Source organism: Treponema socranskii subsp. buccale (assembly GCF_024181585.1).
Lineage (GTDB): Bacteria > Spirochaetota > Spirochaetia > Treponematales > Treponemataceae > Treponema_D > Treponema_D buccale.
In genome coordinates this window covers 406,716-431,205 of sequence record NZ_CP054258.1, presented here as the reverse complement: position 1 = coordinate 431,205, position 24,490 = coordinate 406,716, and the positions used below count along the sequence as shown (strand labels likewise).

Annotated in this window: 16 protein-coding genes; 5 read left to right on the top strand and 11 right to left on the bottom strand. The window is 51.0% G+C overall.

Annotation, left to right across the window (positions count from 1 at the left end; all coding sequences use genetic code 11):
* Positions 1–12 precede the first annotated feature (12 nt).
* The 10 genes from HRI97_RS01910 to HRI97_RS01860 all read right to left on the bottom strand — a co-directional run bounded on the left by HRI97_RS01910 (position 13) and on the right by HRI97_RS01860 (position 17,956).
* A complete protein-coding gene (locus HRI97_RS01910) occupies positions 13–804 on the bottom strand; it encodes a TatD family hydrolase (protein ID WP_253726244.1) in 792 nt (263 codons plus the stop codon).
* A gap of 44 nt (positions 805–848) precedes the next feature.
* On the bottom strand, positions 849–1,754 hold the full coding sequence (trhA, locus tag HRI97_RS01905; RefSeq protein ID WP_253726243.1) for a PAQR family membrane homeostasis protein TrhA: 906 nt from the start codon (positions 1,752–1,754) through the stop codon (positions 849–851).
* A gap of 221 nt (positions 1,755–1,975) precedes the next feature.
* Positions 1,976–3,130: a leucine-rich repeat domain-containing protein gene (locus tag HRI97_RS01900; RefSeq protein ID WP_253726242.1), complete on the bottom strand. Its 1,155-nt coding sequence runs from the start codon at positions 3,128–3,130 to the stop codon at positions 1,976–1,978.
* A gap of 69 nt (positions 3,131–3,199) precedes the next feature.
* On the bottom strand, positions 3,200–6,955 hold the full coding sequence (locus HRI97_RS01895; protein ID WP_253726241.1) for a right-handed parallel beta-helix repeat-containing protein: 3,756 nt from the start codon (positions 6,953–6,955) through the stop codon (positions 3,200–3,202).
* An 11-nt stretch (positions 6,956–6,966) separates the two neighbouring features.
* Positions 6,967–8,226, bottom strand: coding sequence for a fibronectin type III domain-containing protein (locus tag HRI97_RS01890; RefSeq protein WP_253726240.1), 1,260 nt, complete (start codon positions 8,224–8,226; stop codon positions 6,967–6,969).
* Complete coding sequence (locus tag HRI97_RS12675) at positions 8,216–12,970, bottom strand: adenylate/guanylate cyclase domain-containing protein (RefSeq protein WP_436411268.1); 4,755 nt, start codon at positions 12,968–12,970, stop codon at positions 8,216–8,218. The genes HRI97_RS01890 and HRI97_RS12675 overlap by 11 nt, the downstream gene beginning before the upstream one ends.
* 196 nt (positions 12,971–13,166) lie before the next feature.
* On the bottom strand, positions 13,167–15,041 hold the full coding sequence (locus tag HRI97_RS01875) for a methyl-accepting chemotaxis protein (RefSeq protein WP_253726239.1): 1,875 nt from the start codon (positions 15,039–15,041) through the stop codon (positions 13,167–13,169).
* 137 nt (positions 15,042–15,178) lie between these two features.
* Complete coding sequence (locus HRI97_RS01870) at positions 15,179–15,967, bottom strand: ABC transporter ATP-binding protein (RefSeq protein WP_180486955.1); 789 nt, start codon at positions 15,965–15,967, stop codon at positions 15,179–15,181.
* Positions 15,968–15,970: 3 nt separating this feature from the next.
* Entirely contained in the window at positions 15,971–16,966 is a 996-nt protein-coding gene (locus HRI97_RS01865) for an ABC transporter permease (protein ID WP_253726238.1), read from the bottom strand.
* A gap of 48 nt (positions 16,967–17,014) precedes the next feature.
* Positions 17,015–17,956, bottom strand: a complete 942-nt coding sequence (locus HRI97_RS01860; protein WP_253726237.1) for an ABC transporter substrate-binding protein — start codon at positions 17,954–17,956, stop codon at positions 17,015–17,017.
* Positions 17,957–19,012: 1,056 nt separating this feature from the next.
* Between HRI97_RS01860 and HRI97_RS01855 the strand changes: the two genes are divergently transcribed.
* The 3 genes from HRI97_RS01855 (at position 19,013) to HRI97_RS01845 (ending at position 21,400) form a co-directional block, all read left to right on the top strand.
* Complete coding sequence (locus HRI97_RS01855) at positions 19,013–19,579, top strand: tetratricopeptide repeat protein (protein ID WP_253726236.1); 567 nt, start codon at positions 19,013–19,015, stop codon at positions 19,577–19,579.
* Positions 19,580–19,685: 106 nt separating this feature from the next.
* Positions 19,686–20,732, top strand: coding sequence for a hypothetical protein (locus tag HRI97_RS01850; RefSeq protein WP_495574007.1), 1,047 nt, complete (start codon positions 19,686–19,688; stop codon positions 20,730–20,732).
* A 59-nt stretch (positions 20,733–20,791) separates the two neighbouring features.
* Positions 20,792–21,400, top strand: coding sequence for a helix-turn-helix domain-containing protein (locus tag HRI97_RS01845; RefSeq protein ID WP_180486962.1), 609 nt, complete (start codon positions 20,792–20,794; stop codon positions 21,398–21,400).
* A gap of 126 nt (positions 21,401–21,526) precedes the next feature.
* On the opposite strand, the gene HRI97_RS01840 is transcribed toward HRI97_RS01845, so the two are convergent.
* A complete protein-coding gene (locus HRI97_RS01840; protein WP_253726235.1) occupies positions 21,527–22,744 on the bottom strand; it encodes a hypothetical protein in 1,218 nt (405 codons plus the stop codon).
* 393 nt (positions 22,745–23,137) lie between these two features.
* Between HRI97_RS01840 and rpsU the strand changes: the two genes are divergently transcribed.
* Positions 23,138–23,350 (top strand): 30S ribosomal protein S21, encoded by a 213-nt coding sequence (gene rpsU, locus HRI97_RS01835; protein ID WP_016520808.1) that lies wholly within the window; start codon positions 23,138–23,140, stop codon positions 23,348–23,350.
* Between the two features lie 191 nt (positions 23,351–23,541).
* Positions 23,542–24,489, top strand: a complete 948-nt coding sequence (locus HRI97_RS01830; protein WP_253726234.1) for a PilZ domain-containing protein — start codon at positions 23,542–23,544, stop codon at positions 24,487–24,489.
* Position 24,490: the final 1 nt, after the last annotated feature.

Here is a 24,490-nt window from a genome sequence, read left to right as displayed (position 1 = left end):
CGCCGAACAATGCTAGACGGTACGGTAATCGATATTCGCCGCCGCAAAAATTTTCTCGGCGTTTTTTTGCAAAATCGATTCCGCCTCCGTATCTTCGATCCCCTTCGCTTCCGCGATATCGCGCACTACGCGCTTTATCAAAAGCGGCGACGAATCCTCGCCTCCGAGCCACACTTCTCCCGTCGGATTATCCGTTTCGGAAAGCAAAAACTCAAGAGGCGTCCGAGCGAGCAGCGCTTTGATATGATCGGAATAGCGCACTTCGCAGCCGAAAGTTTGCATATACCCGCGCGATAAAAAAACATCGTACGGCAAGTCCGCCCCGTCATACCAGTGGATGACGGGCTTTGCATGCGGGAAATCCGCAAGGATGTCTGCGATGCGCGATTCGGCGCCCTTCGTATGCACGACGCAATATTTTTCCGTACGTTCGCAATGGTCGAGTATACAACGGAACACGCGTTCCTGCGTTTCGTGCGATATCTTTTTTTCCCAATAAAAATCGAGTCCGATTTCTCCGATGATCGGCGATGCACACAGATACGGCTCAAGCAGATCGGCAAGTTCTCTTTCGCTTTCCGGCAAACCGGCGCAATACGACGGATGAATACCGAAGGTCGGAATTATTAATTTTTTCCCGTGCAAAGCAAAGGAGCGAGCTTCCGAAAGCGTTTCGTTCCATGTCGCCCTGTCCACGGAGGATGCGACCGTGAGGATTGCATTTTGCCGAATGCATTCGAGCGCCGCATCCCGCTCATCTCCGCGCCGGTATGCATGCAAATGCGTATGAAAATCGACAAGCATACGGTGCGCTCACACGCCGCCGCGCGGCACCGCTTCTATAAAACTCATGCTACGGAAAAGAAAAGCGAAGCGTACAAGTACAGCGTCCCTAAAAGCATAACGGCGTTCCCTGCGGCAGGCATATATTTGATTTTGTGCAGCAAAAAAAATACACAGCCTAAACTGTACAAAAGCCCCGAAATGATGAGATAGACGAAACTGCGTATGGCGTGTCCGAGATAAAATTGCCGAACGAGAAAAAGTCCAGCCCAGCCGATGACGAAATAAAATACGGTATTGGTTATCTTCAGTTCGCTTCCCCATACCGCGTACAGCACGATACCGACGACGGCGCTTGTCCACACGAGACCGAAAAGCACCCAGCCTCCGACGCCGCGTGCAAAAATCAATATAAACGACGTATACGCGCTGCCCAGCACTAAAAAGACAAAACAATGAGCGAGCCTGCCGAACACTTCTTTTGCGTTTTCGGACACAAGCGCGTGATGCAGCGTCGACATGATGTACATGACGATCATCAATCCCGTACTGCATACGAATGTGGAAACGTACAATACGCGAAGCGCACCGTCGGCATGCTGAAGGGCGCGGTCGGCAAGAACGGCGGTCGCCGCAACGGACAAAAGCACACCGAGCCCCTGCACGATTGCGCTGAAAATCTCTTCGCCGAGAGAAAGACGCCTTTCTTTGCTTTGCATTTCAATACGCCGCTGTTCGTGTTCGATCCTTCGTTCGGCGCGGCGCTTTGCCCGCTCGCTTTTCGCATAATCGTCGGCGGCGTATTTGGCACGCAGACGTTCGGGATCTTTCGCGTATTTGATATTTATTTCGCGGATTTCCGAATCGTAATTCGCTTTTATCTGTTTGAGACGTTCTTTCTTTTTCGCTTTAATCGATTTAAGCGTCGAGCGGCGCACCGCACGCGTCGCAGCATTATCTTCCCGTGTCATAAAATCATTATAGCAAAGGTCACGGCGGTGCGCAACGCCGCGAGCACGAAACGACATACGGAAAAGCGGATACCGTTCGGACGGCGGTAAAAGTTCCATTTGCCGAATATCCGTTTTTTCGTTTCGGTATACCGTTACACAGGACGTATAACGGTATACCGATTAATACCGCCGCACTGCCCGATACGAGAGTCTCGAGCAAGGCGGCTCGTATCGCAGCGTTAGATCTCAGAAAAATTCCCGCTTCCATTCAACTTATACATCTCCCACTTCTTTACCGTTTTTGCATTATTAAAGGCATCCGCTAAATCCGACGGGGCGCTAAAGTACGTATGATTGCCTTCGGTATCGCCGGTTTGTTCGGTGTAAAGATAACAACTTGCATTATCACTATCCGCCCGAACCGGTAAATCGTCAAAGAGCTTTTTAAATGCGTCTGCTGTAAGCCGATTGCCGTAGCACCACAGCCTTTGCAAAGCGGTTAAGCTCTGCACATTAAGTGCGGTGAGCTGATTCAAGTGGCAGTCCAGACTTTGCAAAGCGGTTAAGCCCTGCACGTTAAGTGCGGTGAGCTGATTGGCGAAGCAGGACAGCCCTTGCAAAGCGGTCAAGCCCTGCACGTTAAGTTCGGTAAGCCGATTGCCCCAGCAGTTCAGCCCTTGCAAAGCGGTTAAGCCCTGCACGTCAAGTGCGGTAAGCTGATTGCCCCAGCAGTTCAGCCCTTGCAAAGCGGTTAAGCCCTGCACGTTAAGGGCAGTTAGCTGATTGCGGTTGCAGTCCAGCTCAGTGATCTTGCCTTTTAGAATTACTTTTGTGCTTTTTGCATGCAGCACGGTTGCGGTGCCGCTTATAAGCGTTGTTTCGGTACAGCCTTCAACTGAAACAGAGGTGCCGTCGGCGGTTGTTCCCTTAACTGTGATGTCGAGCTTATCGGGGCTTAAGATGAGGGAGGCACCGCCTTCGACAAAGGGGGCAGGCAGTACAAACTTCACTCTTATGAACGCATTTGCCGTTACGGTGTGGGTGTAGGTCTTGTCCGTGCCTGCTTCGTCAATGACCGTACCGCCGTTTGTCCACTGTCCCACCTCATAGCCGGAATCGGGTTCTGCGGTAAAGACAATAGACTTACCCTGTTCGACTGAATCGCCGGTATGGATTTCCTTGCCGTCAACTGCCGCTTTAAACGTGCCGAGTCCGCTTCTGACACTGAAGTGTATCGTATACTTAGGCGTCGAAGTGCCGGCGGAATTCCCGCCCGCATCGGGTTGCGCCGCATTTGAGCACGCGGTCATACCGAACAGCGCAATGAGCGCCAAAACTGCGGCTGTAACGATTGCCGCGGCTCCTTTCGTTTTGTAAGTTTTAGATTTTGTCATATATTCCTCCTCATCAAAGTTTTTTTAATCGGTAATTACCAATTATTCATTTTTCTTCCGTAGTTTATTTTACTGTTTTTTTAGACACCCTTTGTCGTTAACAGACCAATTTCGACCGGATGCCCGCGTTACGGTGAACTTGGTGTAGTTATTGTAGTCCTTCATAGCGCCCGTAAGCACTTGCACTTGCGGAGTTTCGCTGTAGGTTTCAGGCGTAATACGCGCCGCCGTTCCGCCTGTGGGGTTAAGCTTACCGTTAACGGTTATCGTCTTTCCGCTTTTCAAATACACGTCGTTTTTGCCCGGTTTGTCTATATCGCTTCCGACAGAGGGTGTCACGGTTGCGCTGCCGGACATAGTCATTGTGCCGTCTACATACACGCCGCCGCCGTTTTCCTTTGCCGTGTTGCCCGTAAGGGTGCAGTTTGTTATGACGGCGATTCCTTTCTCGATATTCAAGCCGCCGCCGTTATTTACTGCCGTGTTGCCCGTAAGAGTACATCGCGTCATGGTGAGCGTTCCCCCATGAGTATACACGCCCCCGCCACCGCCCAAGTTGGAGTTGTCTGTCGCCTTATTGCCGCTGATGGTGCAGTTTTCCATGGTAACGGTTGAGTTGTTTGCACGCACGCCGCCGGCTCTTCCCGCCTCGTTGCCGATAATCCGTACACCATGCTTGACGCCGCCGTCGTCTGTGTACTCGTTAAGCGTCAAGATACAGCCATCATTTACATAGATGCCGCCGCCGAATCCCCACATATCGGTAACCTTGTTTGCGTCCGCACCCGTGCCGCCGATAGTGCCGCCGCTGATTGTTACGGAGGAGGCAACGGTGCCGTTTTTTTGTGCAAAGATTGCACCTCCTGCGCCAGTGGTGCCTGCCGCCGTGTTGCTCGTAAAAGTGCAGTTTGTCATATCGACGGTTGCGCCGCTTGCAAAGATTGCACCGCCGTAGCCGTTGGTGCCGCCTGCCGCCGTGTTACCTGTAAGGGTACAGGTTGTCATGTTGACGGTTCCGCCTTTTGTGTACACTGCCCCGCCGTAACCTTCCTCGTCTGTTCCTGTCGCCATCCCGTTCTTAAGCGTCAGGTTTTCAAGCGTGAGCATCTTGCCGTTTTGCACTTTGAAAATGCGGCACTTAGTATCGGCGTTCAAAACGGCAGAACTTGCGCTCTCCTCTTTCTTTATCGTGAGGTTTTTGTCGATGACGATTTCACCGCTGTCATCGCCGGAAGTTGCCGTAAATGTCCCGTTGAGGATCAAAGTCCCGTTATCGGATAGGCTTTGTACGATTTCTCTAAGCGCTTTCCAGCTTCCTGCAGTCGGAGCAGTCAGCACAGTACTCTTCCTTTGAAGCTGCAATTCATTATTATGTGTAATTCCGCCAACAGTTTCAGACAATTCCCATGTTTCTCCGGTCGGCATATTCGTTAAATGAAACTTATCTTTTTTCTGCTTTATACCTTTTCCCCTGATCAACCACTGATTGCTTTGCTTTATATAGTCTTCGGGTTCAATGTTGATATGAGAGGAATCGCTCAAGTCGGCGGATGTTGCCGAAACAAAAGCGGTGTGTATTGTACTGCCGATTTCGACATAGCCCAAACACACGGTATTTGAATTCGGATCGCTTGTTCCTATCTGCACATTGTCTTTGAGCGTAAGGGTCGGCGTGTCGGAGGCTGTCTTTGCCAAATAGACGGCCGAGCCTTTACCCTTATTCGGCGAACCGTTTTTTACCGTGTTACTCTGCAGCGTCACACCGTCGAGCTCACACGTTCCCTTCTCTATGTATATACCGCCGCCCTTTCCTTCGCCCGTTCCGATACCACCGTCGGCGTAATTATTCAGTATCTTGGTTTCGGTAAGGGTACAGCTGCCCTCTTTGACATAGATGCCGCCCCCGTCTTTTGCCTGATTGCCTTCCCAAGAGCCCGTTCCGCTGATCGAACCGCGCGTCAAACTGAGCGTGCCTTTCGTATACACGGCTCCTCCTTCTCCGCTTTTGTTCACACAGTCTATAATGCGGCAATCGGTAAGAGATGCGGCAGCGCCGGAATCAACGAAGATACCGGCGGCGCCGCCGCCGGTAGGTCTCATGCCACCTTTCAGCGTCAGGTTTTTAAGCGTGAGCGTTTTGCCGCTTTCTACCTTGAAGATGCGGTCTTTATTTCCGTTCGAAAGATTGTTTTTATTTGCGTTTATAACGGCAGAAGTTGCTCCGTCTGCTTTTTCTATGGTAAGGCTTTTACCAATGGTGATTTCACCATTATTGCCGCCAGCGTCCGTCGCTTTTATTTCTCCGTTTACAACGACCGTACCGCCCGCACTTGTCTCGTCAATTGCTTTTTTCAATATGTGCCACATCGGCAAAGTACTGCTGACCGCCTTTACTTCCCTGCGCACTTTGTAATACAGCGTGCGTTCAATACTGTCGTCAAAGCCTTCTCCCGTTGCCTTAACGGTAACTTTGTACACGGCTTCACCGCCTCCGTCCTTCGGAGAAGGAAGCTTAATGAAATCAGACTTAACATCTATGGAGCCGTTCAAGCCGGAACCCGATACCAGTTGAACACCCTGTCTTAGGATAACGCCTGCAGGATAGGGATTACCGTCATCTTTTTTAACCAAGAGTTTTACCGCATTCCCGTATGCGCTGTACACGGGTATGGGATCGGTTACGCTGCCGCTATGAGCCGCGCTGTTTGTCGCGTTGAGGTCTTCGTTGCCGGAGGCATTCGTTGCGCCTTTTTCCGTATATACGCCCGAAACCGCCGTAGTATCCATATCCGCATGGGCAAATACCTTAGGAGCGGGAAGCTCGCGCTTACCTATGCTTTGTTCCGCACGCGCGGAATAGAGCTTTCCGTCAAAGAGCCGTATGCCGTATTTTGCCGCAGCCTCACCTACCGGAACGTTCGTTTTAAGATAGAGCACCCACGGACCTGAAGGAACGATGCCCGGCTGCGGGCTGCCTGAAAAAACCGCCGCTTCCGCGGGATCTAATGAATCGACATCCGAGTACGCGATAAAGGCGGTGTTGGAAGTGTCCGATATATCGAAGTCGGTATGTCCTGTAGTAAGCGTAACGGGATATGCCGTTTCAGTGCCGCCGTTTTTACTCACGTACACGTGTGAAAGATCACTGTGCAGCGGAACGCCTGCCGGCATGTTTTCGCCGGGTAAGTCGTCCGCCTTAAAGCACAGAACGTAATAGTGTTTGCCCTGCGAATCGGCCGTATATGTTTTAAAAAGCGCAATTTTACCGGCCGCTGCCTCAACGGGCGCGGGATCCGGCGGCGGCGTATTCGCTTCCAAATCGAACTTATAGGTTTGATTGAACTTTCTGCCGTCGGTACTGTACAGCTTTATTGAAGCACCGATATTTGCATCGCTCCACTCGTTTGCTTTTAAAAAGGCGGACGTATACGTCAGCTCGAGCGCTTTGCCGTCCGAAGTCGGCACAAGCGTATAATCGGCGCCGTAGACTGGCTTAGCGCCGCCCGAACCTTTTACCTTGTCGTCCCCGAAGCTTACGATATCCGTCGGCGCTCCGGGAGAATTCGGCATTATAAACGAAAAGTTTTTGGGATTGTGCACTTCCATCGTAACCGTTACGGGGCCTGCAGACGGTACGCAGAGAACACGGTTATTATTTTGTTGCGTTTTTACCGACGGATCTATTTTAAAACCGGTGATGACGGGCTCCGCCGCCCAATACGAAAAATCTTCTTCTATATCCGCGGAAAACTGTTTGCAGGCGGTTATCGCGAGCAGTGCCGCAACCGAAGCGGCGCCGATAAGCAGCGTGACGGTCTTACGCATAACAACTCCCCTTAAAACATCCAGCCGACCGAAACTTCCGGCTGAACAATGTACTTCGGCATACCTTTTCTGAACACGATAAAGTGTTCGACGCCGGCTTCGACATACATCTTTTTGAATACATTTAAAAGCTGCAGCGAGGTTCCGGCACCGATACCCGGCCCCCAATACCAGTACGCGGGACTTTTTACGTCGCCCGAACCCTCAAACACGAAGCGGCTGTTTACCAAAAAGGCGGCGCCGAAACCCGCGTGCACGTCAAGGTTTAAGCGGTGTTTTATAAGCGGATATATGTACACCGCATTCAGCTGTGCGGTCATGAGCGTACCGTTCAGCGTGTAATAATCGCGTTTTGCGTTCATCATTGCGGCCGAATAGGTCAGGTTAAAGCCGAAGTGACCGTAGGTTCTTTTTATCGGCAGAAGCGAAAAGCGGAACATACCGCCCAAGGGGGCGACGTTCCTGTTATAGAACGTTTGAAAGACGCTTTCTCCGGCAAAGCCGGTAAACGCATAGCCTGCCGACACATAGGCGTCCACGGGCTTTTGGAATTTGAAAGTTACGGTTTTGCTTTTGTCGGTTAAGCCGCTTATGTCGCGTACGGTAAAGGTATAGACGCCCGGATTGAACTTGTTTAAGTTCAATTCAAAGCGGACTTTTTTTCCGTCTTTGGAAAGCTCGGTCGGCACAAGCGGAATCGGAGCGCCCCCTTGTTTGCTCAGAGAAAATACGGTGTGGCGCAAAAAGTACGCACCGGATGCGGCAAAGATGCCGTCGAAAAATTCATCCAAATAGATGAGCTGCGGCGATACGGAGTCGACTTCCGGCTGGTGCGCGATCAAAATTTCAAAATTGCGGTAAGCGCTGGACGCTTCGGCCTGTCCGAGCAGATTGATGACGGTTATTTTATAGCGGTAAGTTCCCGGCGGCAGCGACACATCGGTAAAGTTGTCTTTTACCGGTTTTTTATCGATTCTGCGCCAGTTGCCGTTATCGTCTTCTTTTTCGAGTTCGAACTCGTAGCCAAAAATATCTTCAACCGCCTGCCATGAAAGCCGCTGATATAAAATCGCACCTCGGTCGCTTTCCTCGATAAAATAGTGCGTCGTCTCCCCTGTCTTTTCGTCGGCCATTCCTTCCGTAGCGGGATTTTTGCCCGTTTGCTCTTGGGCGGGATTGCTCGTACCGGCAGGCGTCTGCGCCTGTGCGAACGGCGGACATACAAAAAAGACGAGCGCACACAAAGCTGCAAAAAATCGTTTATCGTCCATACAAAACCCCCGTATCGTCGGTTTCGATCTTTTGCGTTTGCGGCAAATCGATGACAAAGTGCCGCACCGAAGCGTTCCCGTCTTGGAATAATAAGCCGTTTTTTAGGCGCCGTTGGGCGCGTATGTCGGCATAAAACGTTCCGCGCGATAATTTGGCAAGATCGGTAAATGTAAAGACGCATTCGTCCGCCTTGCTCGGCACGGAAGCTTCGTTTGCGTCTATGTTGCGCTCGAAAATCTTTTGATTTTTAGCGTTGTATAATTTGATTGAATAATGCGTAGCTTCCGCGTTCTTTTTCCAGCGGAACACGATACTGCGGTTCGTTTTGAAAAAGTTTGCACCGAAGGTTTCGTTTTCCGCCGGAGAAAAAACGGCCGGTTTTGCAAGCGGAGGTATGGGTAAAACGGTAAATATCCCGTCCCGTACCGACGAAATGTCCAAGCCGTCTTCGGTTGTCGCGCTGACCCGCCAGCGGTAGGTTCCGGCTTCAAGCGGCGGAAGGGCTACCGTATAATCGGGATTCGAAGCCGAAATTAAACTGCCTGCTTTGCCTATCTTTTCAAGTACGAGGCGGCTTTTTACGGGTTTTTCGACCGAACTCCATTGCAAACTGCCCGGTTTGAGCGCCGCATCGACGCCGCTTATTCTTGCACCGCGCACAGGAGACACGAGTTCGACGGGGCGAAGATGCTTTAAGTCGAAGGTTTTATCGGCGGCATAGCTGTAACGCCTGCTCGACGTTACAGTCGCCGCGGCAAAACCCTGCACGTGTATAACGTACCGCCCCTCTCGTATCGACTGTAAAGCCATTTTTACTTCGGTGTCGGTAATGTACAGATTTTCGTATAAGGGCTGCGAATCCAAGCCCGGCTCGGTGATTTTTACCTGATAATAATCGGCAAGCGGAACGGCCGTCCACGCAAAGGTCGTTTTCGCATCGGGGCGGACAACGACCGAATCACCTATGCCGATAAGTTCCGGCCGATTGAGCGCGGGGGCGATGTTCAGCTTTTTAGCCGGCGTATGAAAGGTTTCGTCTTCGCTTTTTACCGCCACTCGCCAATAACAGTCGCCCCGCTCGAGCATGAGACCTTCGATGCCGGAGCCCTGCGCTTTTACGTCGAGGACGGGAGATGCAAAATCGGGCGACAAAGACACTTGAAAGCGCTGCTCGCCTTCCAAATTCGTCTTCCACGTAAAGCGCGTATCGAGGCACAAGGTGTCGGCCAACACGTAATTGTCCGGCGGAAAAAGCGAACGAAGGATAACTTCGCTGTCGCGCGTTTTAAAAGAGGAAGCCGCACTCGAAGTCAATCGCTCGCCGTTTTTATCGAGCCCTTCGACCGTCCAATAATAAGTGCCGTTCGGGAGCGCTTTTGCAGCGTTTTTCAGCTCGTAATAATTGATGTCGGAAGAACGCTCCAAAACGGGATTGTTCATCGCTTCGGTTTTTGCAACGCGCACAAGGTATTTTTTTACTTCCCTTACGTTCTTCCACGAAAAGGTTACGCTTTTGCCTTCGGCCGTATCGGCGATTTTTCCGGGCGCAAACTGTTCTATGGGTGCAAAGGTTTTTTGTTTTTCGATATGAAAAACCGATGCGGGAGTCGGCGTGCGGCTCGCTTCGTCTTCCGCCGCATAAATCGGCGTTAAACGCCAGTACCATGTTCCGTCGCGGGGAAGCACGAACGAAACCGATTCGCCGCTCACCTGCTTTGTAACGGCGGGATTTTTCATGTCGGGATCGGAAGCCGCTTCGAGTACGTATGACGAACACACATCGTTGCCCTTCCACAAAAAGCGCACGGCAGGAAGCGCTTCTTTATACGCATAGCGCCTGTCGCCCGCAGGTTCAAGAAGCGCAGGCGGGGGCGCGGCCAAGACGGTAAATTTTCCCGAATCGGAAGAAGCGTCTCCCGCTCCTTTTTCGGCGGCGTACAGTCTCCAATAAACGGTACCGGAACCCTCATCGACCGTCAGCTCTTTTAAGCCGGTAACCGACACGCGGCGCACGTTTTGCGTAAAATCGCGGCTGCGGGACCTTTCAAAAATCAATTCGCTGTTATCGGCAAAAGAGCTGTACCATTTAAACGGAACCGCAGCCGCTTTACCGGCGGCATTTTTGTTCAATATTTTCATTTCGGGAGCGGGACTTATAACCGAAACAAAGGGGCGATTTTCGGTGCCTGCGGTATCGGACGTTCCCGCCTCGGAACCGAAAGCGGCATTCACAACCGTCCCTTCGGTTAAGATTTCACCTTGCGACGCAGAATCCGCTTCGGTAAAACCGCCGTCCGTTTTGACGAGCGCAGCCCTTCCCCTTTCGACGCTCAAACGCAATACACCGCCCGAAGCACCGGAGGCATCTTCGCCTTCAAGCTTTTGCATGTGCAAAACCGAATCTTTTTCCACATTGACCGATGCGTTATCCGAGCGCACGGCTATCGCCGAACCTGCCGTCTGCACCGAAATTTTTCCTTCGTCAACCTGCACGGCCGTTTCGTCTTTTTGCGCCTGTTTGAAAATCTGGATCATCGTGTTCGCGCCGACATTTATCACATTTTGATCGGGAAAGTTAATCGTCGCTTCCGATGAAGGCGCGGTACGGATAATGTCACCGTTATATACGGGCGAATACTGCACGGGTCTGTCCCATACGGAGCGGTCGAGGAATTTTCGCTGCACGCTTTTGTATTTATACGAAACGGTTGCGACCGGCACCTTATCGTTCCGCTCGATCGTTTTATTTACATTATTAAAAAGTAAAAACGCGGTACAGCCGATGACGGCCAGAGAAAAGAGTACAACGAAGATATCCTGCAATACGCCCGATACGAAGTCAGGACTGTATTTTGTACTTTTTTCGTCTTCATTGAGATTTACCTTTGCGAAATCGGGAGTCGGGATTCCGAGCACTTGCCTGATCTGCGCAAGCGACTTCGGACCTTTCGCACCTGCGCCGGGGATGTCGTTTTCGGCAGGCATATTGACGACGGCGAACATACGAAGCGGCTTTTCTTTGCCTTTGACGGTAACGGACGGCATCTCTTCGACGAGTACGTGGTCGCGTACAAGCGCATACGTGTACTCGGTAATAAGGATATCCGTTCCCATCGGCTTGTTCAAAGCTTCCGTACGCGATGCGAGGTTTACGGCATCTCCGATAACCGTGTACTCCATTCGTTTTACCGAACCGATTTGACCTGCTACGACGGGACCGGAATTGATACCGCAGCCTATGCGGATAACGGGCTTTTTATCGCCGCCGCGGCCGCGGTTAAAGATTATGAGCGCAGCCCTCATGCGAAGCGCCGCGCGGATGCAGTTGAGCGCATCTTCTTTCGGACTTCCCGCCGAAGTCGGTGCGCCCCACACGCTCATAACCGCATCTCCGATAAATTTGTCGACGACGCCGTGCGTCGCGTTCACGCATTCGACCATCGCCGTCATATATTCATTTAAAAATTCGACGACTTCCGCCGGCGTAAGTTTTTCGGAAATCGCCGTAAACGAGCGGATGTCGGAAAAGAAAACCGTTACGTCTTTCGTTTCCCCTCCGAGCGCAAGCTCGCCGCGCGCGGCAAGCTCTGCGATTTCTTTATTGATAAAACGGCCGAAAGAATCTTTAAGCCGCTCGCGCTCGGCAAGCCCCTTGCCCATCTTTACGAAGCTCGACGTCAAAAGACCGATTTCGTCTTTCGTTTTCGGCTTCAAATCGAGTTCGTATTCGCCCTGCTCTATTTGCCCGGCGGCGCGCGCAAGGGTTTTAACGGGGCGGCTTATCGACTTGGAAAAAAACCATATAAACACAATCGAAAGAAACAATACGATAACACTCAAATAAATATTGCGCCGCGTCGTATCGGCAACCGGTTCCAAAAGAACGTCGGCGTCCGCGGTCGTTAAAACGGCAAGTTCGCCGAAAGAAAGGCGGCGGTACGAGCCGAAATATTTTTTGCCGGTATCGTCGGTAACGAGGAGCTGGCGGTTCGTATCGCCGTTTTCCCTCATCCGTGTAAACAGCGAAAAATTGCTCACGTTGGCGCCGTTTTTTACCAAGTTGAAGTCGGGGTGAATGAGGATGTCGCCGTCGTCGTTGACCAAATACGTCGTTTGCAGCGTTCCGGCTCCGAAACTGTCGGAAAGTTTTTCGGCGGAAAAGAAAACGGCCAAACCCTGATTTAAGCCCCGCTCCGTGTAGGGGTAGCACAGCACCAAAAGGGGGCTTTCGAACACGGGAGAAGCGTTCAGCACATTCGTAATGCCGCGTTCGGTTTCACGGATTCTATCCCGTTCACGGGATAAAAAAGTATCGATAAAAGCAGGATCCAATTCGTTCGACAAAAAGAACGCCGAACTTAACAGTTTGCGCTCCAAACCGTCGGGTCTGTTCGAATCGGTTACCAAAACCGCGGCAACCGAAGGGTTGCGCTCAAAGTAAAAATCGGCCGCCTGCTTTGCAAACGAACTTGCGCTTTCCGTTCTATTTAAAATATCCAAAAGCAAAAACGCGTTCGCACGCAAAGACGACAGATCTTTTTCAGCCAAACTTGCCGCCTGCGCGTTTACCGTGCGGTTGTTTTCTTCGGCGCTGATTCTGACATCCTGCCCGCCGAAGTACGTAACCAAAAGCGTAATAATTCCGAGCGCTAAAATCGTCAGCACCGAAATAATGAGAACAAGCTTTGCTCCGATTGAAAATTTGACATATTTGCCAATATCATCTTTCTCCGTTTCCATCATAAAATTTATTATATAGCAAATTGAGAAAAAATACAATTATTAATGAGAAAAAATACAATTATTAAAAGGTGAAATTATTAAAACGTACTCGGCGCGAAATACCGCATCGCCGCGCGTGCACTTCGACGGCCGAGTCTCGGTTCACTTTAATGAGATTTATCGAATCGCATCGCCGCGCGTACGTTGCAGCTTTCGGTTAACGGTTGACCGCAAAGGTATTGATTTCTTCGGAAAGTTTTTGGACGTTGTCGCGGTTCGTCACCGTTGCGGAATCGACGTCCTGCACGGAATGGATGATCGACTGCGCTCCGTTTGCCATCTCGCTCATCGCACCGTTGATCTCTTCCGTTAAGCCGGCAAGGGATGTCATCTCCGCCGCAATCTGCTTACCGCCGTTCGTCAATTCGGTAGAGCCCTTTACGACAAGTTCGATCATAGATTTGATTTCGGACATCGATTCGAGCACTTGAGAGCTGCCGGCGGACTGTTCCTGCATAGCCGTCATAACGGTACGATTCTGTTCCGTGACGTCGTCGGCAAGAGAAAAGATCGTATCGAATTGAGTCTTTACCTGCATCGTACCGTTCGATACCTGTTGAATCGACTCCTGCAGTTCCTGCAGCTGTTCGCTGATCGTTTTACCCTGCTCGTTCGACTGTTCGGCAAGTTTTCTGATTTCGTCGGAAACGACGGAAAAGCCCTTGCCCGCCTCTCCCGCGTGCGCCGCTTCGATTGCGGCGTTCATAGCGAGAAGGTTCGTCTGATCGGCTATATTCTGGATGATATTACTCGCTTCGAGCAAACCTTCGGAGCGTTCGAGAACGTCGCGCGCACGATCGACCGCCTGTTCCATCGCAGCTCGACCGTCATCGGACGCACTGCTGAGCTTTTGCGCGGCAGCCCCGCTCGCTTTCAGCGTACCCGTCACCGAGCGGATATTCGCGACCATCTCTTCAACCGCAGTCGAAGACGAATCGATACTCGCTCTTTCGCGGTCGATATTTTTGTCGAGTTCGTTGATATACGAAACCATGCTTTTAACGGTCGCCTGCGCCTCTTCGACGCCCGCCGCCTGATTGACGATTTTGCTTTTTACCGATTCGATGTTTGCGACGATCTGCGTAATACTCGAAGACGTTTCACTCATACCGTCGGCAAGGCTTCCTGCAGAATCGGTAGAAATTGTAACCGTACTCATAATGGCGCGGAGCAGTCGGCGCATGACGTTGTAGAATTGATTTAAGTCCGACATAAGGGCGCCGAAATCGTCGCGGCTCGTTACGATGAGGCTCCTTTGCGTATAATCGTTTTTGGAAAGATACGCCGAAAATTTCGTCATCGATACAATACGCTTTTGCATATTGCTCATAAAAAGATAGGAATCGAAAATAGCGGCGGCGCTTCCTATGATAAGCACGGGCAAAACGCGCGTTAAAAACAACGGAAGCGCGTCCATCGTTGCGTTCGCCGTACAAAACATCGGTGCAAGCACATAGAAAATAACGCCTAAAAAACTGAAACCGGTGATATCCGCGTTTCTTACGGACACCGAAAGCGTTATATATTCGCTTTTCATCGGAAGATTGTGAATATGTTTTTCAAAATATTCAAGAAACGGAATATACGAAATCAGCGCGAACAGCCATACGCTGCCCGGCGCCACCAACAACAAGACAAGCGGCTGATGCTCGATACCGTGCAAACGGCATGCTATAAGCGTAAACGCAAACAAGGCAAAACCGTTGATATTCGCGCCGATTATGGAGAGATTTTCAAAATGCTTTGCGCGACGATTCGTGATCTGCACCGATGCTTGCGAACCGTCGTATTTGCAAATGGTAGTTTCATAATACACATAGACACAAGCCGGAAGAACGACGTTGAAGATGACTAAGCCTATCAAAGAGCTCGGTGTAAAGATTATGCGCAGAAGATCCGCCATAGAAAGCGCATGGATAAAGACGAGAAAGGGACCGAACGCAAGCGTCGGCAAAGTATACGCTCCCATAAACAGCACTTTCATAGTAAACGGAAATTTCTCGATCAATCTGATGGAATTTGTATCGCTCATGCAAAACCTCTTAAACCGTACAGCTTTATTTTCAGCTCATCAATTTACCAATTATAATACATAACCGTATAATTTTCAATCGATTTATCGGAGTATTTTTTACCGTCGTCTCCCGCCCCGACGTTTCGCCCCTGCCGTTACGAAAGCAAAAGGCGGTCGTTCGCTTCTCCGCCTGTAGCATCGAAACGCTTGAGTAAATCTTCGACGCGAAGATTTTTCTTTTCGTCGCCTTTCACGTCGTAAATGATGCGCCCTTCACTCATCATGATGAGGCGGTTGCCGCAGCGTATCGCGTCTTTCATATTGTGCGTCACCATAAAGGTCGTCAGTCCCCCGTCGGTGACAAAGGTTTCCGTCAAATCGAGCACTTTTTTTGCGGTTTTCGGATCGAGGGCGGCCGTGTGTTCGTCGAGCAAAAGCAGTTTCGGTTTTTGCAGCGTCGCCATGAGCAGCGTAAGCGCCTGACGCTGACCTCCTGAAAGAAGACCGACTTTGCTCGTCATGCGGTTTTCGAGCCCCAAGCCGAGGAGCGCCAGCTTTTCACGGTAGAGAGCGCGTTCGGCAGGCTGCACGCCCCATGAAAGCGTTCTCCGTTTGCCCCTTCTCATCGCAAGCGCGAGGTTTTCTTCGATCTGCATATTCGCCGCCGTCCCCATCATCGGATCCTGAAACACACGTCCCAAGTATTTCGCGCGCACGTATTCGGGCATACCGGTCAAATCCATGCCGTCGAGAAAAAGCGAGCCCGTATCGGTAAAGTGAATGCCCGCGATGAGATTGAGCAGCGTCGATTTTCCCGCGCCGTTCCCGCCGATAACCGTGATAAAATCCCCGTCGTCGATTTCGAGATTGATGTTTTTGAGCGCGACCTTTTCGGTGATCGTTCCGCGATTGAATGTTTTCGATACGTTGAATAATTTTAACATCGCTTATTTTCCTGCCGTGTCGGTCACGTCCCGATCTTGCGGGATCTCCGCATCCGAAGCCCTCGTACCGGGGATAGCCGAACGACGGCGGTGCGCCATGCTTCCTTTGACGACGGGAACGGAAAGGGAAGCTGCGACGATGATCGCCGTAAACAATTTCAAATCGGTCGATTTCAATCCGAGCTGCAGTACGATCGCGATGACGATTCGGTAGATGATCGAACCGAAAACGACGGCCGAAAGCCTATACCAAAACGCGAAGCGCTTTCCGAACACGACTTCCCCGATGATGATCGACGCAAGTCCGATAACGATGACGCCCGTTCCCATGCCGACGTCCGCGTATCCCTGACTCTGCGCGACGAGCCCGCCCGACAGCGCGACGAAACCGTTTGCGAGCATGAGACCGAGTATCTTCATCGTGTCCGTGTTGACGCCGAGCGCCCTCACCATCCGCTCGTTGTTTCCCGTCGCTCGCATGGCGCTGCCGATTTCCGTTCCGAAAAACCAATACATAAGTGCGACGATACACACGACAAAGACGGCGCCGACGGCAAGCGAAGCGTTCGCCGCGGTAAAACCGCACCTGTCGGTAAAAAAGGTCATCATCGTATTGACGCCGAGCAGCGGCGTGTTCGCTTTTCCCATAATGCGGATATTGACGGAATACAGCGCGATCATCGTGAGGATGCTCGCGAGCAGCACGTGTATTTTTATTTTCGTGTGCAAGAGACCGGTCGCAAGACCCGCAAGCATACCCGCCGCAAAAGCCGCCGAAAGCGAAAGGAGCGGATGCACACCGTGCGCGATGAGCACGCCTGAAACCGCGCCCCCCGTCGCAAAACTTCCGTCAACGGTGAGATCGGCTATATCGAGAATCCGAAACGTAATGTATACGCCGAGCGTCATCACGCTCCACAGAATGCCCACGGCAAAGGCGCCGTGCACTGCAAACAACAATCCCATCTTTACGCACACTCCGTCGGCGGCAAACGGCACTGCCGATTATCGATCGTATCCGAAGCCGAAATTTTTCAAGCGCTCCCGCTAGTTCAAATAGTCGCGAATAGTCATGCCGATTTTCGCCGCCGTATCGCGGTTGATACTGAGCGTGCAATGTTCGAGATATTGAATCGGCATATCCTCAGGCTTTTTCCCGTTTTTAATAATATCGACTGCCATAGAAGCCGTCTGCTTTCCGAGCGCATAATAATCGATGCCGTAGGTCGCAAGCGCACCCCGCTCTACCATGCCTTCTTCCCCGACGATCGTCGGAATCCTGTTTTCGTTCGCAACCTGCGCAACCGTCACGATACTCGATGAAACCATATTGTCCGTCGGCACGTAGATCGCGTCCACTTTACCGACGAGGCTCTGCGTCACCTGCTGCACTTCGTTCGTGCTCGACACCGTCGCATCGATATATGCAAGTCCGAGTTTATCGCACTGGGCTTTTGCAAGACCGATTTGAAAGACGCTGTTCTGTTCGCTTGAACAATACAGCATGCCGACGGTTTTTGCGTTCGGTACGAGACGCTTCAATAAATCGATCTGTGCTGCACACGGCGTCAAGTCCGACGTACCCGTAACATTCGTACCCGGCGCATCGTTCGATTTGACAAGCTTTGCGCTTTCGGGATCGGTGACGGCCGTGACGAGAATCGGAATGTCTTTTGTGAGATTCGCGACAGCCTGCGCCGCGGGCGTTGCAATCGCGAGGATCAAATCGCTTCGATCGTTTACGAGCTTTTGCGCGATCGTAACGCAATTCGCCTGTTCGCCCTGCGCGTTTTCGTAATCGATTGAAATATTCGTTCCGTCGGTATAACCCGCTTCGGAAAGAGCGTCGACGAACCCCTTATACGCGTCATCGAGCGCCGGATGTTCGACAAGCTGCACGATGCCGATTTTAATCGTCTTCGACTTATTCGTTCCCTTGCAGCCGGCCAAAACGCACAGCACTGCAAACACGCCGATCAATCGTTTCATAATCGCCCCCTGCGAAAACGCAGCGCACTCAATGCGCAACGCTCCGCTTTTCTTTAATAATTATCGTAGAAAAGGTTTCGAATTTTAAATCGATATAAAATCGTACCCGCGTACCGGCATTTAGTCAATACATTTTTCAAATCTCTTTTTGCAAACATCCTTACACAAGGGGGGAAGTCTCCCCCTCGCTCCCGTCCTTTTCACTCCGCAAGTGTAAAACCGTCGTTTTCCCCTTGCTCCGTTCATACGGCCGTCCGCTGCCCCCTCTGCGGGGACACCCCGCAACGCCCCGACTGCAGCATGAAAGCGGAAGCGGAAAAAATCCGTGCGTCATGCGGCACGGATGCCGTGTCGTATCTTGGCAAAACGACTGCGTATTTTTGCTATGCAAAAATACGGTAGTGAGCGGGCTGTCTCAAAAGTCGGTTACTTTTTCGACAGCCTACGAGTTTAAAATTAAGTCTTTATATTGCAGTGACTTAATTTTAAACATCGCATAGTAAATCAAGGAGACTTTCCAAAAACTTCAGTTTTTGGAAAACCGCGAACGGCCACTGCTCGGAATCTTATAGGAAGTCGTGAGGCGAAAAACGGCTTTGCCGTTTTTCTTTTATCCGCGCGGAGGCTTTCATACCTCATCCTTTCGGATGTAATAAAAGGTATGAAAGCCGACTGCAATTCCTTATGAGGACACAAAGCGCTGCATCTATGCGCGCTTTGTGATAGGAGACGCTCAGCAATTGCTGTACAGAAAGCTTCGCTTCGTGCAATGCACGGCACGGAGGCCGTGTCGTATCTTGGCAAAACGACTGCGTATTTTTGCTATGCAAAAATACGGTAGTGAGCGGTGCACGGATGCAACGCGAACGACCACTGCTCGCAATCTTATAAGAAGTCGTGAGTTGAAAAACGGCTTTGCCGTTTTTCTCTCATAGGAGACGCTCGGCAATTCCTGCGCGGGGAACTTCGCGCTTCGCGCTCGTTGCAAGTCGCGCACTGCTCGGAATTGCCGAGCTCTTGCTTTTTTTATACTTCTCATTGTACACTGGAGGCGTTATGAAAAGGATTATTGCCATTACATTGACCTCGGCGGTGTGCGGTGCGCTTTTATTTGTTTCGTGCCGCACGATAAAAGATATCCCCGAAGATTTGACGTCGACGCAGCTCATTCAGCTCGGACAAAACGCATACGGAAGCGCGCAGTATAAAAATGCGGAAACCTATTATAAAACGGTGATCGCGCGTTACGGCATCGATTCGTCGGTCTACGTGGAAGCGCGATACGAACTCGGTCATCTCTATTTGAAGCAAAAAAAATACGCGGCGGCATACGCATCGTTTAAAGAGATTCTCGATATGTACGCATCGACGACACCGGGCGTACTGCCGGGCGCGTACAACAAATTGGCTGAAATCGGCATGAAGCGGATTCCGAAAAATAAACTGCCGGAAACGAAGCCGAGCAAAGTGCAAACCGACGTTCATACGGAAACCGAGCGCACGGAGGCGGCACAAAAAGCGCAAGATGCCGATATGCAGGAAACAAAGGACGCGGATGTGCAGGAATCGCAGGCCGCCGGAAATTCCGTCGAGCTTGAAAAAGAAACGCCGACGGCGGAATAAAAATTATCGATCGCGTACATCCGACTGATCGGTATGTTCCGCATTCGAAACTTGAACGAGACATCGACGAAAGACGTTTCGTTCATAGTATTATTAACAAAGGACGATCGATACGGAAACAAATACTTCTCCCGTCGATATCAAACACATCTACGATACCGACAACATCGCGCGAAGCAGAGACGACAAAGGCATCGTCATCCTCACGCAAAAGCAAAAAAAGCTCATCGACGATCTGCTTGTGTATATGAACGATGCGGATACGGAGCGCGTGTTGATAATTAAAGACAGGATGAAAGACCTCGAACACCTTGCGCGTGCGATCGCATTGTTTCCGTCGCTGCTCGAACAGCACGATCTGCCGGGCGGCATGCGTACGCCGAAAACGATCGTGGAGATGCTCATTGACAGTCAGGAAGCCGGGGATCGAACGCTGCTTTTGCCGTCGAAAGCGAGTCTCGGCAAGGGATTTCTCATAGCAAAGATGCACACGTTTTCATCGCTTTCAAAACAAAGCACGAGGATCAAAGCACCCGCGTCTCTTTCCGAAGAGCTTATGACCGAAGCGGTTACGATGATGTTTTCGCTGCTTGCCGAAGACGTATATCTGAATTTGATCGCAGATAAAACGCTGCCGCGGGAAATCCGCCGTCAATGGGGCTATTCGCTGCTCATGCTGTGGGAATACCGTACGGACGACCGCATTCAAGTCATCGCACCGATACTCAACGAAGTCTGGACTGCGCGCAGAAAACTCGCGCCCGCTTTCGGCACGATGATGGGTACGAGCGAGCTTCTGCTCATTTCGATGCAGATGGACGGACAATGGCTCGGTTTTATTAAAAATAAATTATGCGATCCCGGCGTCTCTCAAGCGATGGAAGAATTTCTGTTCGGCATTTCATACGAGCAGATTTCCCGGCTGCGGACGATTTTGCGGACAAAGGGCATCGCGGCGATCGGGCGCGACGAAGTGGCCGATTACCTCGGTATGCCCATAAAAACGGATGCGGAGCTCGACTACCGCGATTTTTATTCGCTGTATACGATCCGGAGGGACGATGCGCGCGAGCGCGCACGGATGAAACTTCCCGGCCCGCACAAAACGCTCGAAGATTACTTTATCCAATTTGTCACCGAGCAAAACGTATAAATCGAATGCCGTTCTCCGCATCTCGGCAGACGGCAAATGAGGGACGGCAAGAGAAAACGATGAGACGAATCAATGCAACCGGCAAAAAAGAAAGCAAACGCGTACCGTACCATTTCGGTAAAAAACTGCGCATGGTGCGCGAACACAAAGGCATGACGCTCAAAGTCGTCGCCGACAAAGCGGGAGTGAGCGAAAGCCTCGTATCGCAGATCGAGCGCAATAAAGTTTCACCGGCCATCGACACGCTGCTCGCGCTCGCCGACGCGCTCGATATCAATCTGGAATTTCTGTTTGAAGAACACCGGCGAAAGCGTCCCGTCAAAATAACGCGAAGCGACGAACGGAGAACCGTTTCGGAAGATACGATCAAATACGAAGAGCTTGCGCGCACGGACAAATCGGAAAAAGACAATCAATTCGAAGCGTACGTCATACGGCTGCCGCCTCATTCGCGTACGCACCGCGGTTCGTACGGACACATCGGCTGGGAGCTGGGTGTCGTTACCAAAGGGGCGATTATGCTCAAATATGAAGAAAAAGAATACGACCTGAAAGCGGGAGATAGCGCGTCGTTTTCCGCAAGCACACCGCACATGCTCGAAAATAAAACGGACGAAGACGCCGAAGCCATTTGGATCGTCACGCCTCCGCAGCGCTTTATAGAATAAGACCTCGCTTTTTCCTCTTGAAAAACTGCCGCATAAATCGAACCATAAAAAAATCCCGCCGCAATGCGGCGGGATTCGCTTTTCAGCATGAGCGTTCAAGGAGAACGCTCAAACGGAAAGTTCAGCTTAGAACGCAACCTTCAAAGCGACAGGTACTACGAGTTGGAAAGACGCGGTACCGTCAGCCTGTGTGCCTTCATAGAGCGGAATAACACCCTGAACAGCGGCAGAAAGCGTCACGTGTTCGACCGGTTTAACCGTCGTACCGACTTGGAGTTTGATGTTGTTGGTTGTAACTTTCTTGGGGTCGGATCCGTCTTTGTCAAAGTAGCCGCCTTCTAAGAAAAGATCGCACATATCGTTGAGCATATAGGTTCCGTTGAGCGTTATGTACATACCGTTTGTATCTTTCGTATTTCCGCCGGAATCTTTTGCGGTATTGTTCGAATAGTTGCCCATAAGCGTTACAGCGAGAGCATCGATGGGAGCCACGCGAGCGCGGAGGTCGATACCGAATGCGAAATCATCGGTCGCCTTCGATGTAGATTTGCGGTTGTCCCATGCGAGCGTACCGCCTGCGGAAACGCTGAGCATCTTAACCGGTGCTACGTAAACATACACGCCCGTAACAGCCGTGTTGGCATAGGGTACTTTTACAACAGCGTCGAGGGTGAAGAGCTTCGACTGGAAAGCCGCTTCAAAGCCGTAACCGCTCTGGAGATGCGGGAAACCCGGAGTCGTATCGAAGATAGCGGCTTTCGTAAGAAGCTTCGCATCGCCGATAGCGAACGTATAGTCCGCAATTGCCGCAAGATTTGCACCGTTGGTCATATTGTCCGCATCGGCGCCGACATGCTTGTAAAGCGCGACACCGTATTTGAACGGCTCGGCAAACGATACGTTGATGATTTTACCGACAGACTGTCTCATGCGGTTCGTAAAGCGGCTGCCCAGTTTACCTGCGGTAAAGTTGAATCCGCCGATATGGAACCAACCGTATACGTCACCCACACCGAGGATGGTGCTGATATCGGCTGTTTCTTTCTTGAAGGTGCTTCCAGGAAAATCAACATCTGTCTTCGAAGACAGAACTGTTGCAGCTGCGCTATTCAAATCGAACGTAACTTCAGCAGTAACACCGGCATTTTTTCCCGCTGCAGTAACACCAATCTTAGTGGCATCTTTATTATCCTGCTTGAGGAAAGATGCATCGGGATCGGCAGCTTTTTTGAATGTTACATCCATAACATCGATAACGGATCTGAATTCGACGCCGGTCGAAACCTGTGCAAAAGCGCCTGCCACGAGAGCGGATGCCAGCACAACACCTAAAATCTTTTTCATACAAAAAACCTCCATTTTTGCATCGGATGCCTGACCGACGGTCATTTTACGGCAACCGTATGTTTCGCAGTTACTTAACCGCTACTTCGTTTTAATATAACACAAGGTTTTTCAGCTGTCAAGGTATTTAAACGTTTTAAAACACCCCTGTTTCCCTGCGGTTTCAAAAAAAATATTTAAAATATCGTTATACCTATGCGTACGCGCGAAACTCCGCATCGGCATACGCCCCCGCAAAATGCGTGCGACGAGCGCGGAAGCAAAAAATATTAACATGAGAAAAGGCTGCCGGGAAAACCGCCAAACAAAAAAATTCCCGTCTTGCAAAACATACGCGTTTTATGGTATAGTATAGTCCTTACTCGGTACACCGGTCAGAAGGGGGCGAAACAGATGGCGACTATTGCAGTCGATGATTCCGAAAATCTTGAAAAAGCGATCAAACGTTTTAAAAGAATGGTAGAAAAAGAAGGCATTATCCGCGAATACAAAAAACGCGAATTCTATGAAAAGCCCTCTACGATTTTAAATCGCAAAAACAAAGCGCTTCAGCGCAAATTGATGAAAAAGACGCACCCGCGTCACGAATCGAAATCGGCATATTGATACGCGTATTTGCCGTATCCTAAGCCTATTCCGTACGTTCCCCGCATTTTGCAGCCGGAACGCACGGCACACGTGCCTGCCCTCCGCGGCGGGCGTTTTCGTTTACCGTCCGATAAAGCGGCCCCTGCGATATTCCGCAGCGATAATTCCGTATCGTTGACGAATGCATAGCAATCGATTATCATTTAAATATGGCGATCGCGACCAATCAGCAGATAGCGCATTACTACGATTCCTACAGCGACAAAGAAGTGATTTTTACTCGCGAAATTCTGCACACGCTCCGCATCGCTCCCCGTGAAATATACATCAAATGCGGCGGCAATCAATGGCCGTGCATTATCAATTCAACGTCACTCAAATCGGCAAAGGTAATTCTCGGCAGGGCGGGAGGCGCGTTCGCGCTCATCACGCGAAAAAACGCTCCGCCGATCAATCTGCGCTTTTGTTTTTTTATCGACAAGGGTACGGAAACGATGAGTTTTTTTATCGCAGGAAAAGTGACGGACGTCGCGCAGTACGCGGATTCGAAAGACCTCGCCGTCGTTACGCTCACCTATACACAGCGGCCGCCCGACGATTTTATCGTAAAGATCGGCGCGCTCATCGAAGCGGACATCAATTTCATACAGCGCAAAGAAGAGCGCATCGTCATGACAGGTGAAGCGCGGCACCGGCTCGGTATCGAAAAAGAAGATACGATAGTCTACGTGCAAAACGTCCCGCGCAAGTGCATCCTGCGCGACCTGTCGTTTTCAGGCGCAAAAATTCTTTTGCTCGGCGTACCGAAATTCGTAAGCGGCAAAAAAACCGTGCTGCGCATCGGTTTCGACGATCCGGTCGAAACGGTCGACATACGCGGGGCGATCGTCAGCGCAGACTTCGCAGAAGGCAGGCAGGGCATCGTCACGGCGAGTATACAATTCGATGAAAAAGCCGTGCCTGCCGTATACAAGCTGCACATCAACGATTACCTCACCATGGCGAAAAAAAATATCCTCGATGCGTCTTCTCAAACGCAAAGCGTACCGACTCAGACGGTCGAACAGGCAGCCGCTGCGCTGAAAGCGCGCCTCAATGCGGCAGCCCGGCGCGGCACATCGGTACAAAATATTTCAAATGCAATGTCAGGAAAATAAT

What these genes read in the sequence shown, in the direction of transcription:
- HRI97_RS01910 (WP_253726244.1), bottom strand. Translation starts at nt 804, where the DNA reads ATGCTTGTCGATTTTCATACGCATTTGCATGCATACCGGCGCGGAGAT.
- trhA (WP_253726243.1), bottom strand. Translation starts at nt 1,754, where the DNA reads ATGACACGGGAAGATAATGCTGCGACGCGTGCGGTGCGCCGCTCGACG.
- HRI97_RS01900 (WP_253726242.1), bottom strand. Translation starts at nt 3,130, where the DNA reads ATGACAAAATCTAAAACTTACAAAACGAAAGGAGCCGCGGCAATCGTT.
- HRI97_RS01895 (WP_253726241.1), bottom strand. Translation starts at nt 6,955, where the DNA reads ATGCGTAAGACCGTCACGCTGCTTATCGGCGCCGCTTCGGTTGCGGCA.
- HRI97_RS01890 (WP_253726240.1), bottom strand. Translation starts at nt 8,226, where the DNA reads ATGGACGATAAACGATTTTTTGCAGCTTTGTGTGCGCTCGTCTTTTTT.
- HRI97_RS12675 (WP_436411268.1), bottom strand. Translation starts at nt 12,970, where the DNA reads ATGATGGAAACGGAGAAAGATGATATTGGCAAATATGTCAAATTTTCA.
- HRI97_RS01875 (WP_253726239.1), bottom strand. Translation starts at nt 15,041, where the DNA reads ATGAGCGATACAAATTCCATCAGATTGATCGAGAAATTTCCGTTTACT.
- HRI97_RS01870 (WP_180486955.1), bottom strand. Translation starts at nt 15,967, where the DNA reads ATGTTAAAATTATTCAACGTATCGAAAACATTCAATCGCGGAACGATC.
- HRI97_RS01860 (WP_253726237.1), bottom strand. Translation starts at nt 17,956, where the DNA reads ATGAAACGATTGATCGGCGTGTTTGCAGTGCTGTGCGTTTTGGCCGGC.
- HRI97_RS01855 (WP_253726236.1), top strand. Translation starts at nt 19,013, where the DNA reads ATGAAAAGGATTATTGCCATTACATTGACCTCGGCGGTGTGCGGTGCG.
- HRI97_RS01845 (WP_180486962.1), top strand. Translation starts at nt 20,792, where the DNA reads ATGAGACGAATCAATGCAACCGGCAAAAAAGAAAGCAAACGCGTACCG.
- HRI97_RS01840 (WP_253726235.1), bottom strand. Translation starts at nt 22,744, where the DNA reads ATGAAAAAGATTTTAGGTGTTGTGCTGGCATCCGCTCTCGTGGCAGGC.
- rpsU (WP_016520808.1), top strand. Translation starts at nt 23,138, where the DNA reads ATGGCGACTATTGCAGTCGATGATTCCGAAAATCTTGAAAAAGCGATC.
- HRI97_RS01830 (WP_253726234.1), top strand. Translation starts at nt 23,542, where the DNA reads ATGGCGATCGCGACCAATCAGCAGATAGCGCATTACTACGATTCCTAC.